Source organism: Paenibacillus sp. PsM32 (assembly GCF_030433815.1).
In the GTDB taxonomy this organism is placed as follows: Bacteria; Bacillota; Bacilli; order Paenibacillales; family Paenibacillaceae; genus Saccharibacillus; species Saccharibacillus kyungheensis.
The window spans coordinates 486,250-506,823 of record NZ_JARUWY010000001.1; the positions used below are offsets into that span (position 1 = coordinate 486,250).

At 40.4% G+C, this 20,574-nt stretch carries 18 protein-coding genes and 1 riboswitch; of the genes, 9 read left to right on the top strand and 9 right to left on the bottom strand.

Annotated elements, in window-relative coordinates:
• Positions 1-6: 6 nt before the first annotated feature.
• Positions 7-1,797 carry a cache domain-containing sensor histidine kinase gene (locus tag QCD85_RS02290; RefSeq protein ID WP_301261526.1) on the bottom strand — a complete coding sequence of 597 codons (1,791 nt, stop codon included), beginning with the start codon at positions 1,795-1,797 and terminating at the stop codon, positions 7-9.
• Positions 1,798-1,800: 3 nt separating this feature from the next.
• On the bottom strand, positions 1,801-3,093 hold the full coding sequence (locus QCD85_RS02295) for an extracellular solute-binding protein (RefSeq protein WP_301261527.1): 1,293 nt from the start codon (positions 3,091-3,093) through the stop codon (positions 1,801-1,803).
• Between the two features lie 369 nt (positions 3,094-3,462).
• Here QCD85_RS02295 and QCD85_RS02300 point away from each other — a divergent pair, with 369 nt between their 5' ends.
• A complete protein-coding gene (locus QCD85_RS02300; RefSeq protein ID WP_301261951.1) occupies positions 3,463-4,809 on the top strand; it encodes a family 43 glycosylhydrolase in 1,347 nt (448 codons plus the stop codon).
• A gap of 182 nt (positions 4,810-4,991) precedes the next feature.
• Here QCD85_RS02300 and QCD85_RS02305 read toward each other — a convergent pair whose 3' ends face one another.
• The gene (locus tag QCD85_RS02305) at positions 4,992-5,969 is read right to left on the bottom strand and encodes a DMT family transporter (protein ID WP_204824889.1); all 978 of its coding nucleotides are present in this window, start codon (positions 5,967-5,969) and stop codon (positions 4,992-4,994) included.
• Between the two features lie 136 nt (positions 5,970-6,105).
• A riboswitch (FMN riboswitch) is annotated at positions 6,106-6,264 on the bottom strand.
• A gap of 386 nt (positions 6,265-6,650) precedes the next feature.
• Between QCD85_RS02305 and QCD85_RS02310 the strand changes: the two genes are divergently transcribed.
• Entirely contained in the window at positions 6,651-6,947 is a 297-nt protein-coding gene (locus QCD85_RS02310; RefSeq protein WP_274170519.1) for a hypothetical protein, read from the top strand.
• Positions 6,948-7,011: 64 nt separating this feature from the next.
• Here QCD85_RS02310 and QCD85_RS02315 read toward each other — a convergent pair whose 3' ends face one another.
• Positions 7,012-7,884 (bottom strand): hypothetical protein, encoded by an 873-nt coding sequence (locus tag QCD85_RS02315; protein ID WP_301261528.1) that lies wholly within the window; start codon positions 7,882-7,884, stop codon positions 7,012-7,014.
• Positions 7,885-8,057: 173 nt separating this feature from the next.
• Positions 8,058-8,933, bottom strand: coding sequence for a LysR family transcriptional regulator (locus QCD85_RS02320; protein WP_301261529.1), 876 nt, complete (start codon positions 8,931-8,933; stop codon positions 8,058-8,060).
• A gap of 217 nt (positions 8,934-9,150) precedes the next feature.
• Here QCD85_RS02320 and QCD85_RS02325 point away from each other — a divergent pair, with 217 nt between their 5' ends.
• The 4 genes from QCD85_RS02325 to QCD85_RS02340 all read left to right on the top strand — a co-directional run bounded on the left by QCD85_RS02325 (position 9,151) and on the right by QCD85_RS02340 (position 14,265).
• Positions 9,151-10,134: an ABC transporter ATP-binding protein gene (locus tag QCD85_RS02325; protein WP_301261530.1), complete on the top strand. Its 984-nt coding sequence runs from the start codon at positions 9,151-9,153 to the stop codon at positions 10,132-10,134.
• A gap of 77 nt (positions 10,135-10,211) precedes the next feature.
• Positions 10,212-11,246, top strand: coding sequence for an ABC transporter substrate-binding protein (locus tag QCD85_RS02330; protein WP_273615471.1), 1,035 nt, complete (start codon positions 10,212-10,214; stop codon positions 11,244-11,246).
• Positions 11,247-11,257: 11 nt separating this feature from the next.
• Positions 11,258-12,946 carry an ABC transporter permease gene (locus QCD85_RS02335; protein ID WP_301261531.1) on the top strand — a complete coding sequence of 563 codons (1,689 nt, stop codon included), beginning with the start codon at positions 11,258-11,260 and terminating at the stop codon, positions 12,944-12,946.
• On the top strand, positions 12,943-14,265 hold the full coding sequence (locus tag QCD85_RS02340) for an MBL fold metallo-hydrolase (RefSeq protein WP_301261532.1): 1,323 nt from the start codon (positions 12,943-12,945) through the stop codon (positions 14,263-14,265). Before QCD85_RS02335 ends, QCD85_RS02340 begins: the two co-directional genes overlap by 4 nt.
• A gap of 191 nt (positions 14,266-14,456) precedes the next feature.
• Here QCD85_RS02340 and QCD85_RS02345 read toward each other — a convergent pair whose 3' ends face one another.
• Together QCD85_RS02345 and QCD85_RS02350 are read right to left on the bottom strand one after the other, a co-directional pair.
• Positions 14,457-14,705 carry a type B 50S ribosomal protein L31 gene (locus QCD85_RS02345; RefSeq protein ID WP_069326918.1) on the bottom strand — a complete coding sequence of 83 codons (249 nt, stop codon included), beginning with the start codon at positions 14,703-14,705 and terminating at the stop codon, positions 14,457-14,459.
• A 115-nt stretch (positions 14,706-14,820) separates the two neighbouring features.
• Complete coding sequence (locus tag QCD85_RS02350; protein WP_301261533.1) at positions 14,821-15,876, bottom strand: globin-coupled sensor protein; 1,056 nt, start codon at positions 15,874-15,876, stop codon at positions 14,821-14,823.
• A 269-nt stretch (positions 15,877-16,145) separates the two neighbouring features.
• Here QCD85_RS02350 and QCD85_RS02355 point away from each other — a divergent pair, with 269 nt between their 5' ends.
• Positions 16,146-16,865, top strand: coding sequence for a DUF2161 domain-containing phosphodiesterase (locus QCD85_RS02355; protein ID WP_301261534.1), 720 nt, complete (start codon positions 16,146-16,148; stop codon positions 16,863-16,865).
• Here the strand turns inward: QCD85_RS02355 and QCD85_RS02360 are convergent.
• Both QCD85_RS02360 and QCD85_RS02365 read right to left on the bottom strand, forming a co-directional pair.
• Positions 16,862-18,079 carry an aminotransferase-like domain-containing protein gene (locus QCD85_RS02360; RefSeq protein ID WP_273615466.1) on the bottom strand — a complete coding sequence of 406 codons (1,218 nt, stop codon included), beginning with the start codon at positions 18,077-18,079 and terminating at the stop codon, positions 16,862-16,864. The two genes, QCD85_RS02355 and QCD85_RS02360, sit on opposite strands and share 4 nt — an antisense overlap.
• A 48-nt stretch (positions 18,080-18,127) precedes the next feature.
• Entirely contained in the window at positions 18,128-18,847 is a 720-nt protein-coding gene (locus QCD85_RS02365) for a response regulator (protein ID WP_274170528.1), read from the bottom strand.
• 248 nt (positions 18,848-19,095) lie between these two features.
• Between QCD85_RS02365 and QCD85_RS02370 the strand changes: the two genes are divergently transcribed.
• Complete coding sequence (locus QCD85_RS02370; RefSeq protein ID WP_441005592.1) at positions 19,096-19,503, top strand: hypothetical protein; 408 nt, start codon at positions 19,096-19,098, stop codon at positions 19,501-19,503.
• Entirely contained in the window at positions 19,500-20,567 is a 1,068-nt protein-coding gene (locus QCD85_RS02375; RefSeq protein ID WP_301261535.1) for a phosphodiester glycosidase family protein, read from the top strand. The genes QCD85_RS02370 and QCD85_RS02375 overlap by 4 nt, the downstream gene beginning before the upstream one ends.
• The last annotated feature ends 7 nt before the right edge of the window (positions 20,568-20,574 follow it).

Consider the following 20,574-nt stretch of genomic DNA (forward strand, 5'->3'; position numbering starts at 1 on the left):
GTCATCTTAATAGATCATGTCAGATGTAGGCATCACAATAGTAACGCGCAACCCTCCTTCGTGCCGATTATGCAACGTAATGCCATAATCATTGCCATACTTGAGAGCAATTCTGCGATGAACATTAACCAACCCATGACCTCCCGGGCCTTCTGGCAAAATACCTGCTTCCATATGAAGATGTTGCTCTTCGATCCATTCTTGCTCCATCCCCGGGCCGTTATCAATCACATCTATCTGAATCTGCTCCTGCTCTATATGAACGTTTATCTGAATATAAATATCACCACGACCTCGTTCTAAGCCATGAATAATTGCATTTTCTACTAATGGTTGTAGTGTCAGACGAATAATAGGGCTGGATAACAGCGATGGGTCTGCATGAATCGTATACGTTAAGCGCTCATCATACCGAATACGCTGAATCGAAAGGTATCCTCGGACATGATCCAATTCTTGCTCGATCGTTACTTCACTATGATCACTGCCGATACTATACCGGAGTAATGCACTAAGATGATTGGTCATTTGAACCACTTCACGATTGCCTTCAAGCTCCGCATACATACTGATCGAACCGAGTGTATTGTACAAAAAATGAGGATTGATCTGGCTTTGAAGTGAAGCAATCTGCGCATTTTTTTCCCGAATCTCTGTTTCATATAATCGATAAGTTAATGTCCCTAGACGGGATACCATAATATTAAAAGTACGACTCAAATGACCGATTTCATCTGTTTGATGAACAGGTAATGTAATATCAAACTCACCACGTTCTACAAGCTTCATAGAATCGCGTAGTACACTGAGCGGTCTTGTAATTCGCATCGCATGAAAGATAGATACAATCACCGAGATAATCAGACAGATTCCGCCTAACCAGATCATTTGCCGATTAACCTGCTCGGCATCTTGTACTAATACTGCTACAGGAACTGCTTGCAGTACGGTCCAATGAGTTACAGGTGAGGTCTGATACGTGAGCAGTACCGATTGCTTGCCATTATGAATCGTTAACGTACCTTCTCCTCCATACTGCTGTAGCGTAGGATCGTCGACAGGAAAAGAAGGGCTTTTATAAATTAATTGCTTATGCTGATCGATCATTGCAAATAACGATGTAGGCGAACCTGCCAGATGTGTAATCCGATCAGTCAATGCCTCGGCAGGCACATCAATCACCAGCACGCCTAATTCTTTGCCATTATCCAGACTACGAATTTTACGAGCAATCGAAAACACTTGATACACCGTTCCGTTATCCGATAACACTGCATGAGGAGCGATAAAATACCCTTTGCCTGACAATTCAGTATCTAACGCTAATAATCGTTCTCGATCCCCTGACTCTGCAAATCTGCCCGGACTATCAGGCAATTCTACATATGAAGAATGTGTATGATTGGTAAATAAAGCGACGCCTGCAATATCAACACGCCCATTCACCCGAATACGCCGTACAAAGCTTTCTAACAATAAGCGATCTTCATATCGATCAATCACTTGATCTTGTGTATCCTGTTCTAGATAATCCATAATTTCTGGTGACTGATACGGCAATACAGATAATAAGACTAACTCATTCATATACGCATCCAAATTCGATGTGAACTCTCGCACTACATCTGCTTGATATTGACCTGCATTGGTTTGAATCGAATCCGAGTACCCTATACTAGAAATCCATGAAGAAATGATCAATGGAATCGAAATTAATGTAATATTCATAATAATCAGCCGGGTAACTAATCGCATATTTTTCCAGCGACGAATCCAATTTTTGATAGATATCTGCATGACTTACTCCTTCAAAATCTGATTAATCAAAGGCTCTAAATGATCAAGCATCTGATCTACACTTTGCTTACCGTACCAGATTTTCTCCAATTCATTAATCAGTGCATCGCTGATCATAATTTGCTTCGGATTGCTGGGGAAATATTCAACATGGTTGGCTTCATCTACATATTCTTTTCGCAAAGGTAGTGAAAGATAAGCTTGTGATAATGCTTCCGATTGTACCGCAGGCACATGCCCAGCTTCTCCCCATAATGCTCCATGCTTGGCTAACCAGTATGCAAATTTGACAGCCGCCAGTACTTTTTCTGGATCTTGTTCATGATGGGTTGGAAAAGCAAGCGTATGTGCATCTCCCCATGATCCTGCATGGTCATAGATTTGCGGAAATGGCATTACACCAAAATCCAAATCAGGTACTTTTTCAAAAGAACCGATAGACCATACGCCTAGAAAAAGCATTGCTGCTTTCCCTTGAGCAAATTCATTCGAAGCATCATTAATATTAGGCGGAATTAACTGTTGCTCATATAAGGAAGTGACTAATTCTAAAGAGCGCTTAGCGGCTGGCATATCAACAGCCGCACGTTGTCCGTCAGCTGTATACAATTGTCCTCCCCCTTCGATCTGCGCATACAATGACCACCACAACCATAACGAATCGATCCGTACATTCGGTACAGCAAGTGGTGCTACATCCTGTGGAATATGCTTTTGTAAGGTCTGCAAAAAGTCTACAAATCCTTTTTCTCCTGGCTGTATCTGCACCTGTCCATCACGATACAATCCTGCTTTGGCTAACCACTTTTTGTTATAATACAATACGCTAAAATGTGTATCTAAAGGAATCGCATAATGATTGGTCTGCATCATCGTTCTTGCCAGAATAGACGGATTGAAGTCTTGCCAGTTCACACCTGCTTGAGAAGAGACAGTATTTATATTTTGGATAAAATCGGCGGGTATATATTGAGCGAACATCGACGCATGTATGATCGCCACATCCGGCGCTTCTTCAGTAACGATAGCTGTCGATAATTTGGTATAGTAATCATCTGATTTATTATTTTTCATCGTCACGACAATATGATCGGTATTTTCTTGGTTGTATCGTTGTACCAGTTCATTCATAAAAGAAATATCTCCACCGCTAAAAGGTGTCCAAAATGATATCTGAATAGGATCTGTAGTCGATAGATTAGCTACTGACTGTGGATGAGAACGATCACCTATAAACGGTGATATTCCGCTTCGATATAGACTGTAACCGAGTATGCCAATGATGACTATTATCACCAAAAGCAACCCATATAATTTTAACCTTGTCATAGGCAACCAATATTGCTTGATCCATCTCACCATATAACCTAACCTCACTTTGCAGATGTACTCGATATAAAGCAAAACAAAGCATATGAATTACGCCTAATGTACCTGTTTGATCTCAAAGTGTAAACGGTTAAACTCTTCATTCAGACCTTCCCGTTCATATCTCCAATAGAATGTCTATCCATCCAAAATATCGTCCTGTTCCCCGACATTATTCTGCGTTACAGTTCGTATTGTAAGCGTTATCTATTTACTATACTGAAAGGGGCTGAATCAATGAAACGTCATCGCTTGATCATTAAAGGAGGAGTTTTATTTTTGTTATTCACTTTACTTATGAGCACCAGTATTAGTATCGCTTCTGCGGCATCTGTCCAAAAACAGTTTTATAATGTCATTATGCAGGATGGTGCAGATCCGTGGATGTATAAACATACTGATGGATTCTATTATTTCACAAAAACGACAGGTAACAATGTCACGATCTGGAAATCTTCTACATTAACCGGTATTGATGCGGCTGAAAAGCGTGAAATTACAACAGGTGGCCAAAATGTATGGGCTCCTGAAATTCATTTTCTAAATGGAGCATGGTACATTTACTATGCCAAAGACGACGGTGATAATGCGAATCATCGTATGTATGTGATGCAGAATACCAGCAGTAACCCGATGCAAGGCACTTGGGTAGATAAAGGTCAGATCACAGATACTACCAACCGCTGGGCAATCGATGGGACTCCATTATCGGTGAACGGGCAGTTGTATTTTATCTGGTCAGGCTGGGAAGGTTCAGACAATGTACGACAAAATCTATATATCGCTCATATGAGTAACCCATGGACGATCGATTCAGCGCGTGTTGAGATTGCTCGTCCTACGTATGCATGGGAGACTAATCACCAACCGAATGTCAACGAAGGCCCTCAAGTGGTGATCAAAAATAACAAAATCAATCTAATCTATTCGGCTAGTGGAAGCTGGACAAATGATTATGCGCTAGGTCTAATTACAGCACAGACCAATAGCAATTTATTAAGCCCTTCGGCATGGAGCAAACGCGCTCAACCTGTATTTGCTTCTGCTAATGGGGTGTATGGACCCGGTCATGCTTCATTTACTACCTCTCCTGATGGCAAAGAAGATTGGATCGTTTATCATTCTGCCAAATTTAATAATGCAGGTTGGAACCGGGAAATTCGTACACAGAAATTTAGCTGGAATACAGACAATACACCTCAATTCGGTCAACCTCTTAATCCTAATGTGCAGATCTCTATTCCATCCGGTGAACCGGATCGTACCCGTTATGAAGGGGAACAAGGAACATTCGGTGGAGCGGCTTATGCTTCTTCAAGCCCTAATGGTTCAGGACTATCCAAAGCAGGTCATATCGATACAGACGGTAGTTATGTACAATATACGGTGAATATCCCGACTACAGGAACGTATATGCTAGCTGCACGTACAGGTAATGGCACAGATGGATTGGATTGGTCTACTCTTCGACTATCGGTCGATAGCGGCAATCCAACAGACTTTTTTATTACCAATAAAGGTTGGGAAAATTGGGGATTATCGACGCAACGTCTATCGTTGACAGCAGGTAATCATACGATTCGTTTTAGCAAAGGAAATGGTTACGGAGAATTAGACTTTTTCGATCTCGTACCTATCAAATAAAAACAATATACTTTTCGATTTAGATTAAAAGCTACTTCATATTCGATACATCATTACAGCGATGTCTTGTACAAACTAAAAAATCCTGTCTACTCCAGCGATATTCCGCTAGGTAGACAGGATTTTTTTATATAAAAGTTAGTATTTATAGAATCTAGCATTTCTTGATAACAAAGAAATGGTTATGCAGAAGGTACGGCTGTTTTGGCATCAGATGGTTGCTGACGTCTGGAAATAAAGAACAATGCTACCCAGATCAACAAAAATCCAACCAATTGAGCCCATGTTAATAATTGTCCAAATACGATCCAGTTAATAACTACACCGACTAATGGGAAGCTTAGTTCTGCTAGTGTAGCTACAGAAGCTTTGGTTGTAGACAACCCTTTGTAGTACATTAATAGACTTAGCAAGCCTGGCAACAATGCTTGACCTAGCAAATTCAGAGATACGGCTGCAATTCCACCAGAATCAGCAGATAAGCTCCAAGCTGCACCTTCATGCCATGTTAATACAAGCAACAACGGTAAAGCCATAATAAAGCGTAATGATGTTACGGTCTCATATTTCATCTGACCTACCATTAAGCGTCCCATCACTGTAGATCCACCCCATAATGCGGCTGCACCTAGAGCAAATAGACTACCAACTTGTACAAATTCACTCATATGTCCGATAGGAATAGCGAATCCAAATGTTAAAATATACGTTCCTACTAATGCTAAAGCAAATAACCAACCAAATCCACGCGGTAATACTTCTTTTAAAATAATTCGAGCTAATACAATCGCAAAGATCGGTTGTAATTTCTGTAATAACAAGACAGCATTGAGATTACCATGAGCCAGTCCCATCGTGAATAGAATCGTAGCAATCGCCGATCCACCCCAGGATAAGAACAACAATGCTCCGATATGACGCATTTTCAATCCTTTTAATTCAGCACGGTTGACCCATAATACAGGAGCCGCCGCTAGAAAAACAATCAAATGCTCCAACAATACCAATTGAGTTGAAGTCATTGTTTTGAGTAAAATAATTCGAAACAGTGGATCAACGCCCCATAACGCTGCTCCTACAAAAACGAGCCAAAATCCACTTTTAATATGACGCTGTCTAGCTGATGATGCTGTTTTGATGTTATAACTTGCATTTTCCATGATTCAAACTCCCTACGTGATTAGAATTTGAATATGAGATCTCATACGGAAAGCCCCCGTTATCAACGTACAATAAACGGGGGCTTGATCAAATAAACGTGCAACTGTATTTTACAATACACTGGCAAGCTTATTGGTTGATCTTCTCCCATCCGGACTGTACCGTCGGCTCTGGATTCTCACCAGATCAGTCATTTTTCAAAAAAGAAAAATGAGTCGCGGGCTACCCTTTCTTTCAGTTATAAAAGAAACGTTCACCGCCGGTCGGGAATTGCACCCTACCCCGAAGATCTCTATTCGATTTTGGTTTGTTAGTATAAAGAAGCTACTCTCATGTTTAACCATGAAAATAAGATTTGAAAACTTTCTTGTATGAAACATTCAATATATCTCATTATAAAGATACTTTTAGTAACTTGCAATAGTTTCGTACAAATAAATAGTTTGCAATATATTTAAATCCTTAATTCCGATCAATTAACTATACTATACAATAAATAGAATGAATGTCTAGTAGCTATCAAATGTTTCTATAGATACATTGATTTTGTAAATGAGAGTAGTCTACAACCCTAGTTATTTATATTACTCTATTGTCACATATCTGTAACAGTTGTATAATCATAGAGGATTTACATCTTTACACAATAAGTAGTACATAACTGAGAGGGGTAGAAAAATTTGGATTACAATTCGCAAAACAATGGTTACCCGCCTGCGCAACCGGATCAACGCACAGGAGTATTAACATTCAAAGATTGGATGCTTACGATTTTATTAATAATTATTCCGTTCGTAAATATCGTAATGTTATTTGTATGGGCATTCGGTGCAAATACCAATGTATCTAAAGCTAACTTTGCTAAAGCTTACTTGATCTGGTTGGCTATCGGTATTGTTGTATCTATTATTTTCTCTATTTTATTTGGTTCTTTAATGGCTGCAACAATGAGCAATATGGACCGTAGCGGATATTAATAGCAAACAAAAAGAAGCACCTCGCAGGGTGCTTCTTTTTTGTCTACTTTTAGATGATATGCTTTTAATAACGATCTAAAACTAACTGTGTTTTCAATGAATCTTGAGGCACTAACCAACCTTCTTGATTCAAATAGTTCATTAATTGCTGACGATCAGTTGCAGCAGTGTTGTAATCATCGGTTTTGAACGAAATCTCAATTACAGGCTCAGTACCTGTACCGGAAGCATTACGAATCGGCCAAATTTCTACGTCTACATCGATTCCGTTCCAGCTACCTTCATATTTACTCGCCATCACCGGGCCATACGAGCGCGATGCTTTTAACTGCTTTTCACCCCAGCTTGATCCATCTTTCCACTTTTTCAATTTACCTGGCAGATTATCGACAAGCAAAGATAATGCTTTACTATCCGCAGGCAATGTTGCTCCTGATGTTGTTGCTTTTGATTTTTTATCGTTAGACAGGCTTAATGTCTGCTTGCTGTATCCCCAATCGACTTCTGCTTCATAGTTCGTATCGGAAGCATCAAATCCTTGTTGATTAGCCAGTGTTAATGCTGCATCAATATTTCCATTTGCAATACTGTAACGTTTTTTATACGTCATTTCAAAATTATCTTTATCTTCTTTTTTGCGGAAACGTACATTCCAGCCTTCGCTGTCCAATTGCTTATCACTTGTATCGAAATACTCTACAGCAATTTTTTGCGCTTTGGCAGGTAGATCAAACGCATCTTGTACCTCAGATTGAATCGTCAGGTCGCTGTTCAAAATATCATCGTCCAGCATAAATTTAACCTCATACGTTGGTGTGAGATTGGCGGCTTTGGCATCAACAACAGATGTAGATTGTGGAATATACAACCCTGCGAACAACACACTGCTTAACAACACCAATGGAGCTTTTTTACCTAATTTCAATCCTAAATTCATTTGCAAATTCTCCCCTGTCTGTGGAATATCATTTGACTACTATTCCAATGTAACAGTGAAAAATGATAGCGGAATCAACATATCTAATTGATTTCGTAAAACATATCTATAGTTTCTATATGCTATTCATCACTTTTTCGATAGCGATCATCTATATACAATAGAATATCGATCTAACCAAACGATTTTACAAACTGATGAATCAGCCCTGAATAATGACGTTGACTGTTGTATACATAATAAATGTAACGATGAAAAGGTGTATTCGGTAATGGTCGCATATGAAGTAGACCTTGTTGCACTTCTTCTTCCACTGCCATTTTAGACAAAAACGAAACATATTCGCCTAACATCACCGACTTCTTAATCGCTTCCGGTGAATCCAGTTCCATATACTGCTCTGACCATACCCCTACACTACTCATCCAACGATCACTTAATTGACGGGTACTTGATTCACTCCCATGCAAAACAAATCTACTTTGCCGTAGCGTATCTATATGCAACTCTTCATAGTCTGCTAACGGATGATTCGGTGCAAAAATAGCAACCATTTCATCTTCATCTACTAATCCTTTTACCAATGAAGGATGTTCAAAAGGTTCTGTTAGCATAATGCCCAGATCGATTTCATGATTGATCAACATTTCACGAATTACAGGTGAAGGCTTAACCGCAATCGAAATACTGACACCTGGATAAGCGCGACTGAAATCATTAATAATAGAAGGTAATAAATAAGTAGCCGGTACATAACTCGCTCCGATACGCAGATTGCCACGTTCCAAAGCGCCAAATTCTTGCACTACTCTTCTGGATTCTGCCGCGAGAGCATTAATTTTGATGGCATAATGAAGTAATGCCTTGCCTGGTTCTTTGAGCATCACTTTGCCTCCTCTAGATTCGAACAAAGCAACGCCCATTTCTTTTTCTAAGCTTTTCATATGAAATGTAACTGTAGGTTGCTTGAGCCCTAACTCATCTGCAACTGCTGTGATTTTGTGATGACGATCCAATAATTCCACGATTTGTAATTTGATCAAATTCATCGATGAACCCCCTGTAACTGCTTTTCTTTCACCGTACCATAGAAACATTCGATGATTGTCAAAAGGAACACACTAAAAACTTAATGTTGCGTTTACATTCCCCACATACCCCGTGCAAATTGAGCAGATATACTACGTATAGAAAGTAGTTCAGGGCAGCAATGATACATCTTTATGTATGCCGATGAACAAGCGTCAAAGATAGGTGGAATACACAATGACAGCATTAACGATTCAAGGCATCAGCAAATCTTTTGAGGGTGTACAAGCTTTGCAAGCGACTGATCTTGTGATCGCTTCTGGCAAATTCACCACATTACTAGGGCCTTCCGGTTGTGGCAAAACGACATTGTTACGCATGATCGCCGGACTAGAGACTCCCGATCAAGGAGAATTACGAATAGCAAACGATATTCTGTATTCTTCCAAGCAACGTAAAAATGTACCTCCACATCGCCGGGGATTCGGGATGGTCTTTCAAGAGTTTGCGCTATGGCCTCATTTAACTGTTTTTGAAAATGTAGCTTTCAGTCTACGAGCTTCCGGTCAGAAAAAAGATATTCAAGCACGTGTGCTCACAGCACTGGAACAAGTTCGTTTGCAAGGGATGGAACAACGCTATCCGCATCAACTTTCTGGTGGACAACAACAACGTGTCGCTTTTGCTAGAGCGATCGTGATGCAACCCCGATTAATTTTGTTCGATGAACCGCTCAGTGCATTGGATGCGATTTTGCGTGATGAAATGCGAACCGAATTAATGAATCTGGTACAGCAATTAGGTGTTACTGCTCTCTATGTGACTCATGATCAGACAGAAGCGATGGCAATGTCAGATGAGATTATTGTGATGCAGTCAGGGTCTATTTTACAGCGTGGAACACCAGAGCAAATTTATCGACAGCCTTCTCATCCATTTGTCGCTCGCTTTATTGGTCATTCCAACTGGATTGATAACGGTCATCAGATGGTTCGCCCTGAGCATATCCGCTGGTACAGCAATCATTCTCCTGACGAACATATACATACCGGAATGATCAAGCAGGTCAGTTATATGGGCGATCGTTATGAGATTCTATTGGATATGGGCGAAGAACGTCTATGGACAGCGTATCAAGATGAACGCATGACTGTGGGTGAATCGGTCACTATTTATATTTCTGCACACCATGTGCATACACTGAATCCCGTCCCTGTCTAACCGATGATCTTGATCCCCTTTTATACGCTAGACTTTTAATTCAAATATGGATTCAACCACTTTAGGAGGAATAAATAATGAAATGGAATCAATTATGGCAAAAAGGAAGTTTACTTGCTCTAACAGCAATCTTAGGAACAACACTGGCAGGTTGTAGCACTTCTACAGGCGCATCCGGTTCAGCACAATCACCAACCAAAGATGCGGGCACACTTGTTGTCTATAGTGCAGGCCCTGAAGGATTAGCCAAAAAAATTCAAGCAGGTTTTGAAGCCAAAACAGGTATCAAAGTAGAAATGTTTCAGGGCACTACAGGCAAGATTCTTTCTCGTATGGAAGCTGAAAAAGCAAATCCTGTGGTTGATGTGGTTGTACTTGCTTCTCTTCCCTCGATGCAAGCTTTAGCCAAACAAGATATGACGCTTGCTTATCCAGAAGCAGTGAATCACGATAAATTGGTCAAAGACTGGTCAGATACAGATGGCAAATATTTTAGCTACAGTGCATCTGCATTAGGTATTGTATATAACACTAAACAAGTAACGACTCCACCGACATCATGGGCAGACCTAGCGAAGCCTGAATGGAAAGACAAAGTCAATATTCCTGATCCTTCATTATCTGGTTCTGCACTTGATTTTATTACCGGTTATTTAAGTGCTGAAGGTGATAAAGGCTGGTCATTATTTGAACAGTATAAGCAAAATGGGGTTGCGATCGCAGGAGCCAATCAAGAAGCGCTTGATCCTGTTATCACTGGTGCCAAATCAGCTGTAGCCGCTGGTGTCGATTATATGGCGTACAAAGCCAAAGCAGATGGTGAACCTGTTGATATCGTCTATCCAAAAGAAGGCACAGTCATTAGCCCTCGTCCAGCAGCCATTATCAAAACAAGCCAACATGCCGATCAAGCCAAACAATTTATTGATTATCTGCTGTCAGATGAAGCACAACAAATGGTAACTAGTGCTTATCTATTGCCAGGTAGAACCGATATTACGGCTGACAATCGTACAAACCTGAACGATATTCCAACATATCCTGTGAAATGGGACTGGATGGGCGAACACAGCGAAGAAACAACAACCAAATTTACGAACCTATACAAATAAGTGGTGATCCTATGATGAAAACAAAGACTAATCAAACTTTATTCTCCTATCAAAAAATCAGTACGGCTGCGGCATTTTTGCTGCTCGCCGTACTAATTCTATTTCCGCTTCTGATGATCTTCCGAACAGCGATTGAACAAAATGGTGTGATTGATCTTATGGCTCCTTTACGTCTGCTCGGTCAAAGTGATCTTACGTCGGTCATGTTCAGTACATTATGGCTAGGCTGTTGCGTTATTATCGCGACGACTGTTCTAGCTCTTCCTTTAGCTTGGATGATGGCCAAAACAGCGATCGGTAGACAACGCTGGTTAGATGTTGTTTTTTTAATTCCTTTTATGACTCCACCTTATATCGGTTCAATGGGTTGGATGTTATTTATGCAAAAGAACGGTTATATGGAGCAATTATTGCCTGCTTCAGCAACTATCACACCTGCTTTTTTCAGCTTTGGCGGTATGGTTATGATTATGAGTCTGCATCTATTTCCATTTCTATATCTTATTCTTCGCAATACGTTAGAGCAGATTGGCGGAAGCACAGAAGAAGCTGCTTCTGTACATGGTGCTTCATTTAGCTATCGGTTCCGACGCATTATTTTACCATTGCTATTATCCAGTTATGCGATGGGTGCATTATTGATTTTTGTCAAAACGATTGCTGAATTTGGTACACCTGCTACATTTGGTCGCAAAATTGGCTTTTATGTGATGACCTCTGAGATTCATAAATATATCTCTAGCTGGCCGATAGATTTTGGTAAAGCAACTTCACTGGCTTCTTTGCTGTTAACAGCTTGCTTATTGATGTGGTATATCCAGAGTATATTAAGCAGTCGCTATTCTTATCGCTTAACAGGTGGTAAAGGAGTACGAAGTAAAAAGTATTCGTTACGAGGCTGGAGCGGTATTATCTGCTGGTTGTATATCGGGATATTGCTGATTACGTCTATCGGGATTCCTTACTTTTCTGTGATTACAGCATCTTTATTACGCTTGCGCGGAACAGGGCTGGCGATGGGCAACTTTACATTACAGCATTATAGCGACTTATTAAGCTGGGGTTCTGAAAGTATGGAAGCACTGATTAATAGCTTTACACTTTCACTTGTAGCTGCGACTATTGCTGTACTGATCGGTACATTTCTAGCGCTCAAAGTAGGATATGGCAAACGATGGTCACAAAAATGGATCGATCTTCTTAGTTTAATGCCTAATACCGTACCCGGTATTGTTATTGTGGTGGGATTGATCTTATTCTGGAATTCTCCATGGATGCCCATCCCTCTTTACAATTCATACGGTATGGTTGTACTAACGTATATTATTTTATTTTTGCCGTACACTTTACAATATGTCAAAGCCAATAACGGGCAGATTGATCCTATTTTATTACAAGCGGGAGCGATTTCTGGTGGTCGTCCATTGTATGTATTTCGGCGGATTTTACTGCCACTGCTGGTTCCGGGTATGATCGCAGGTTGGACAATTACCTTTACAATTGCTAATCGCGAGTTGGTGGCTTCCCTGTTGATTTTGCCACCATCTATGCAGACTTCGGCAACTTATATTTTCGCTCAATTTGAACAAGGTGCTGTCTCAATGGGTATGGCGATGGCTGTAGTTTCAGTGGGGATTACAACAATCTTGCTACTGATGTTACAGACACTACCTGCTTATCGGAAGCAGCAATTATCATGATGGAACTTACTATACTTGGTGGCGCAGGTGAACATGGTCGATCCAGCTATCTACTCCAACAGGGGGAGCAGAGTCTATTGCTGGATTATGGTGTCAAAAAAGAAGGCGACGGACAATATCCGATCACACCTGATATCGATGAAATGGTCGCCAGTCTTCAAACTGTTTTTTTGTCTCATGCTCATGAAGATCATTGTATCGCTCTACCTTTATTATATAAACATGGTTATACCGGCGAGGTCTGGACAACCCGGGCAACGGTTGGACAATTACCTGCTTATTTTGAAGCATGGAAAAGGTATACCGATCACCGCTCGGCAACACGTCCGTACGATGACGAAGATCAACAACGCATCCAATTCCGTTATTTAGAAGATATTGTCCCACCGGGGAGGTGGAGCCCTTTGTTGCCTCATCTTGATGTATGTTGGGGACGAGCAGGTCATTTACCGGGTTCGATCTGGCTGGCACTGTGTTGGCATGATAAGTATATTTTCTTTTCAGGAGATTATACGTCTGAATCACAGTTGTTAGCCGCAGATCGTCCACTGCACCAGACACGATTAATTTCGAAAACGCAAACAATTCCGGGTATTATACCTGATCTGGATATAGCGATCATAGATGCTGCATATGGCGTTGATCCTGATCATCAAGATAATAAGCTAACTCAACTAAAAAGGCATATCGATGAGACGCTCCGGCAACAAGGAGCAGTTATGCTTCCTGTCCCTGTGTATGGACGAGGGCAAGAATTGATATTGTGGGCAAGTGAAGAGTATCCTGATACACCATTGCTCGTGGAAGCGGGCTTACTAAATAATTTGCGTTCTTTCACTACAGATACCTACTGGCTTCATGCTCAAGCATGCGCACGAATAGAACGTTTGCTACAACATCCGTATTTGTATGTGATGGAGGATGAACAATCTCGCAATGAACTGCCTGCGCAATACACATCGTTTATTTTATTTACCGATGATGGAATGATGCAATCGGTCAAAGCTCAACAACATTACGAGCGAATCGCTCACAATGAACATAATGCGGTGATTTTTACAGGTCATCTGGCTCATGGGTGCTTTGGACGCAGGCTGTTGCTTGATACCGAGCGAGAAGGGTGTAAAGTCTATTACGTACGCTACAAAGTCCATCAAGGGCTACCTGATGTAAGGCGTATGCTACTCGATCTCAAAAGCCCACCTGCTCTACTCGTCCATGCTACCAAGTCACGTACCGATGGACTTGCATTACGATTAGAACAAGAAGGCTTTCACCGGATACATTCTTTACTCCCACAAGACAAAATACAATTTTGAGTGACAGCGATGATCATGGGAAAGGCTATGCTTGAACATGATCATCGAATATCATCTTCTATTATCCTTTTGTAGTAAAAAGGCAACAAAAAAAGCGTACCATATTCATATCCTAGGATACGAACAGGTACGCTTTTTATGACGGTTCAAAACAGTTCGAAAACGTTTTGAAATTTCGCTCAACTTACGTCTTAGTTTTTCAAGCCGTATTTTTTGTTGAACTTGTCTACGCGGCCACCGATGTCTGCGTTTCTTTGTTTACCAGTGTAAAACGGGTGAGAAGCAGAACTAGTATCAACGCGAATCACTTGATAAGTGTTGCCATCTTCCCATTCCATAGTTTCGCCGGAAGTTTTAGTTGTTCCACTCAGGAACTTATATCCGCAACTTGGATCAAGAAAAATAGCTTGTTGGAATTTAGGATGTCCTTCTTTTTTCATGAGTATCACCTTCGTTCATAAAATTAATCGCACTTTTCTTATTATACACCGTTATATCGAAATGTCAAAGAACTTATGTTTTTTATTTGCAATTAATTTTAAGTCTTTTTCAAGATCATTTTGGGTTCGCATGCGTCCCTACTACAACTGTGGAATCTATAGTCTCTGTATGTTGTAATTGTTCTAATTCATAAGCTACTTGTTGGATCATATCTGCAAAAGCCGCCAATTCTTGAGAACGTCCTGCTTGATGGCGTGACCATTCTACATTTTTACCAAATTCAGATTGCACTTGATCAAGCTTGGTCATAATCACTTTCAAAGTCATACTGATATCTTGTAATGCATTCTGAGACGATCCTGCTAACTTTCTTACTTCCTGCGCTACAATACTGAATCCTCTACCATATTCACCAGCATGAGCCGCTTCAATCGAAGCATTAAGACCTAATAGATGGGTCTGTTCAGAAATCTCACGCATAACTGTACCCACTTTGCTGATTTCTTTGACCTCATGACCTAACTCGTCCATCTGTTGTAGTGAACTTTCTTGAGACTGTGCCATTTGATCTGCTGATTGTGAGATCACTCTTGCATTATCATTTAATTTAACGATCATTTCGCTCATCTGATTTACCGCTTCGGTTACAGCTGTTAACATATGTTGCTTTTGATTCGCCATTTCTTGAATACGATACTGCTCTCTTTCACCGTAAGCTTCAAGTACCAGTTGCGAATCTAAATTGAACATTTTGGTCAGAGCATGTAGCACTTTTATCCATTGATCTGGCAATTCGCGCTCTAATACAACCGTTGCAATATTGGTATAGGTCATATAAGTCCCTAGATAATAATCAGAATTAAGCCCTATTCGTGAATGAATACGACCAATCTTTAGCCTTTGCTCGATAAAGGATTCATCTATCGTTCCAGATGCTAATGAAATCCAATAATCACGCTGTGTTTGTTTGAGACGATCTATCGTAGAACCAGCTTGCTGAATAATATCATGTAATACCGGATATTGCTCTATATGATTGTAGAATTGATCAACAACCTCATCGACCACTTTCACAAATAAATCATAATGTTGATGCAGTAATTGCAAGTCAGCTTCTTTCAAGCCAATATATTGAAGTTGTTGCTGTCGTTGTGCAGATACTTCGATCATGCTTGATATCCCCTCTTTCTCTCTAATACATACACATATATTTATTCGTATTTTACCTTTTATTGTAAAATATAGCCAATTGAAAGTGTTAGTTGTATCTTTATGTGTAACATTAATGAACAATCGATTTGCAAACATACTATTATTCGATCTCTTCTGCTTCATGACTTCTATGTTATTATCCTGCTATGCTATACTTTCGAACATAACACTGAATATAAGTACTATGACATAGATATAAGATATACCTATCTAAAGGAGAGAATATCGTGGCTGTACAACGAGAAACCGAACTGTATCTTCCTATCAAACAATTTTTCACTGCTCAGGGGTATGATATCAAAAGTGAGGTTAAACATTGCGATCTAGTAGGCATACGAGAACAAGATCATGAACCCCTTATTATCGAAATCAAAAAAACATTCAATATTGCATTACTGCTTCAAGGTATCGAACGGCTGAAGCTCAGTTCTAACGTATATCTAGCTGTAGAAAAAAATCGCGCCAAAAAAGGAGCTCATAATCAGCGTTGGCGTGAGATTACTGAACTATGCCAGCGTCTAGGATTAGGATTGATTGTAGTGACGTTGTACAAAACAAAAGCTCCATTTGTAGAAATATTATGTAGTCCAACATTGTCTTCCAAGCCTGCCAAAGCGGTACGTCGTGGGAGTCGCAAACAACGATTATTACAAGAAATTGCCGAACGTAGCGGTGATTACAATCTAGGTGGCAGTACAGGAACTCCTCTGATTACCGCTTATCGCGAAAAAGCGCTGCGCATCGCTTCTGCGTTTGGTACTGACCTTTACTTATCTCCGCGACAATTGCGGGAACGAAGTGGTGTCGGTAGTACAGCAGCGATTATGCAGCGCAACTATTATGGTTGGTTTGAACGTGTAGCACGAGGTAGTTATCAATTGACCCCAGCAGGTATACGGGCTCTACAACAATATGCTCATGTGATCGAGAATCAGAAGTTGCTTTAACTGCGCAGTTCAGCAATACACTCCGAAATAAGATTCATCCCTAACAGCAGCTCATCCCGTCCAGGATGGGTAAAGTTGAGACGAATCGCACTGTTACCTTCATCGCTTGCATAACATCGTGCTCCTGGCAAAAAGGAGACACCTTTAGACATAGCATGTGTAAGTAACTCTTCTCCATCTAACTGATCCGGCAAAACAGCCCACAAAAACATACCGCCTGAAGGAACATCTACCTGAGTTCCTTGCCAGTTGGGACGTTTGAGCAATTCTAGCATTAATTTAATACGAATCTCATATTCGCGATTGAGCATTGTAATATGATTATCCCAATTGAAGCGAGGCGATTGTAATAGACGCAATAAAATCGCCTGATTCATCGAACTGGATTGCCAATCTGCTGTTTGCTTGGCAGCTGACATCACTTCAATCAAACGTTGATCTCCTGCTGCCCAACCTACGCGCAATGCAGGAGCGATAGTTTTGCTAAATGAACCAATATACAGGACATGATTCCCACCTTGCTCCCGATCCAATTGAAACAGACTCGGATAACGGCGGCGAAAAGAACGAACCGACTCCAGTCCATAACGCAAATCTCCATACGAATCGTCTTCAGCGATTAACAATTCATATCGCTTACAGAGCTCTAGAATAGCTTTTCGACGTTCCAAGCTCCATACTCTTCCTGTAGGATTCGCAAAGCTTGGTGAAGCGCACAGTAGCTTAGGACCATACGCTACAATAAGTCGCTCCAGATCTTCTGGAATCATTCCTTCTTCATCACAATCTACATGAAGTACATTTGCTCCTTGTAATCGAAGCACTTGCAGACACCCTGGCGAAGCCGGAGATTCTACCAGTACTGTATCTTCTCGATCGACATAAATACGCACTAACAAATCGATCGTTTGCTGACTGCCTGATGTTAACAAAATATCTTCAGGATCTACATTCAATTTCTGATCGATTTGCCAGCGCGTGTTCAGCCATTTCCGTAAAGCTAATGAACCTGCGGCTTCTCCATACTGAAGAACAAGAGGCCCTGCTGAGAATACAGCACCAGCAGCTTCTCCTAATTGTGCCAGCGGAAATAGTTCTTCTGCTGGTAATTCTTCAGCTAATGAAATCCATGATTCACGACGCTGCCTGTTATCAATCGACCTGACCGAAAATGAAGGCATATGACTCACACTTGCTGCAAAAGAAAATTCCACCGCTCCAGCCTCCTGTACGATGCTTTTTCAAGATCATACACCTGAACTTTAATCCAGAGCAACCTCTTTTACTGGAACAATACTTTCAGGTGGTGCAATTATGCTGGTCATAGGTGCATTATTAAAAGAAGCTGTATGCGAATACAACGTATATTTTTCGATAGCTTGAGCCCGGCTGTTTACACCAAGTTTATGATAAATTTTGCGTAAATAATTATCAACAGAACGTCGGCTCACACGGATCATATAAGCGATCTTATCGTATGTAAACCCCTGTGTAATTTGAATCATAATCGTGTGTTCGATTTTGGAAAGATCAAAATAACCATCGGTAGGAATTTCAGCAGGAATAGGAACTACTCCTTGATGAAGCCATGACAGAGGAATAACCGTTGATCCTTGACGCAGACTACTGATCAGATGTAACAATTGAGCTGGCGAAGATTCTTTCGATAACATGCCACTGGCACCCATACTCATGAGTCCTGCAAATAAGGATAAATGATTGTCGCTGGTAAGCACAATCACATGGCTATCTTTACTCGCTTGCTTAACTTGACGCAAATAAGATTGAACTGATCCTTCAGGTAACGCGTCATCAAGCAAAATGAGGTTAGGTTGAACACTTGCTACTAAAGCGACTCCATCTTTTACAGAACTGGCAGTTCCGATAACACTCAAATTGGCTGTCTCTTCTAGTATCATTTTTGTTCCAAGCATCAGCGCCGGATGATTATCAATAATGATAACCTTCCAAATGTCTTCCATTTTGATACTTCCCCCTTTATCAACAGCTATTAGTTACTGCTTATTAACATATATCTTGATATCGGCATCTTTCACTAGATTTTTAACGTTTTTTGGATATTTGTGGATATGATCTTATGCGAGAATTGGATAATAGAAGAATGATATTGGAAGAATATAGAATCTTATCTAGTAAGATAGACTGGCTATATCGGACATGTTAAAATGGATTTTGGTCAAAAATAAAAGCTTTATCGAGGTGAGTGAATATGCAGTCAAACGCAGAGTCTTCTTCCCGAACAACGATGCGACATCAGACAAACAAAGGGTCCTCTGCCAAATGGTTTTTAGTGTTTTGGATATTGATTATTGGACTGGGTGCAACGATCGCCTACTTATATAGCAATCATATGAAACAACAGATGATCGCGTCGATCAAAGCAGATACAGAACGGCAAATCGCTGTATTGCAACATGATTATGAGACTCGATTAAATGATATGTCTAAAGAAATGACCGCTTTGCAAAGTAAAGTCGATTCTTTTAATGAATTGCTTACATTTACGAAAGACAATGCCAGTAGCAAAACCGATAATAGCAACAAATTGTATACCCAACTCAATGAAGTGCAAAAGCAACTCAATACACTACAAAAGAAAATGGAATTGTTAAAATGACGATGCGTGTTAAAAAAATCAATCGTTTGTTGATGTTAGCGACAGCACCTTTTGCTGGATTGTTATTTATATTGGTATTTCAATCGAATCAGGTTGCCGTTCCTTTAGATATCCAAAAATATGCGCCAGTTAGTCAACTTAGCGATCAATCAGAACAGATTCTTACCCATCTGGATCAAGCTGAAAAAGTAGCTGTACAGACATCGTCATCGATTGAGCGCACAACCAAGTTATACAATCAGACCACATCGACGATGTCTCGTATTGTACAGACGGCTTCTACTCAAGCGAATAAGCCTGAACAAATTTACAATAAACGAATCACGTCCAAATTAGGAGCGGCTTCAGAGAAAGTAAATAGCAATCGAATCCATATTGAACTATACCGTCTGAATCCGGGCACGTACAAAGCATATGCTATGAAAATCAAACTAAAAGAACCTTCTGCTATGAATATGACACTGGGTAAAGATTCATTTGGCGGATCTGAAACGACACTGACTGCTGTTCAGCGATCAGGGGCAATAGCAGGTATTAATGCTGGAGGATTTGCAGATGGAGGAGGCAAGCGCTATCCACTCAGTACCACTGTACTCAATGGAAAATATCTAAATGGATTTCAATCGACATTCAAAGATTTATTTTTTGTTGGGATGAATAAGTCAGGGCAATTGATCGGTGGCAAATTTACAAGTAAAGCTAATCTGGATGCGTTAGACCCTTCATTTGGTGCTTCTTTTGTACCGGTATTGATTCAAAATGGAAAAAAAGTACCGATTCCTGCGAAATGGAAAGCTTCGCCTTTGCGTGCACCACGAACAGTGATTGGTAAATACAAAGACGATCAAATTATTGTTATCGTAGCCGATGGATACAATGAAAATGGTAGTTCTGGTGCAACTCTAGTCGAATTGCAAAACAAGTTATACAAAATGGGCGTTGTTGATGCTTATAATTTAGATGGCGGTGGCTCCACTTCGCTTATTTTGAACGGACGTGTAATCAATCATCCTTCCGATGGAAGCTTGCGTCCTGTTCCAACTCATTTTTTATTTTTCAAATAAGTATATG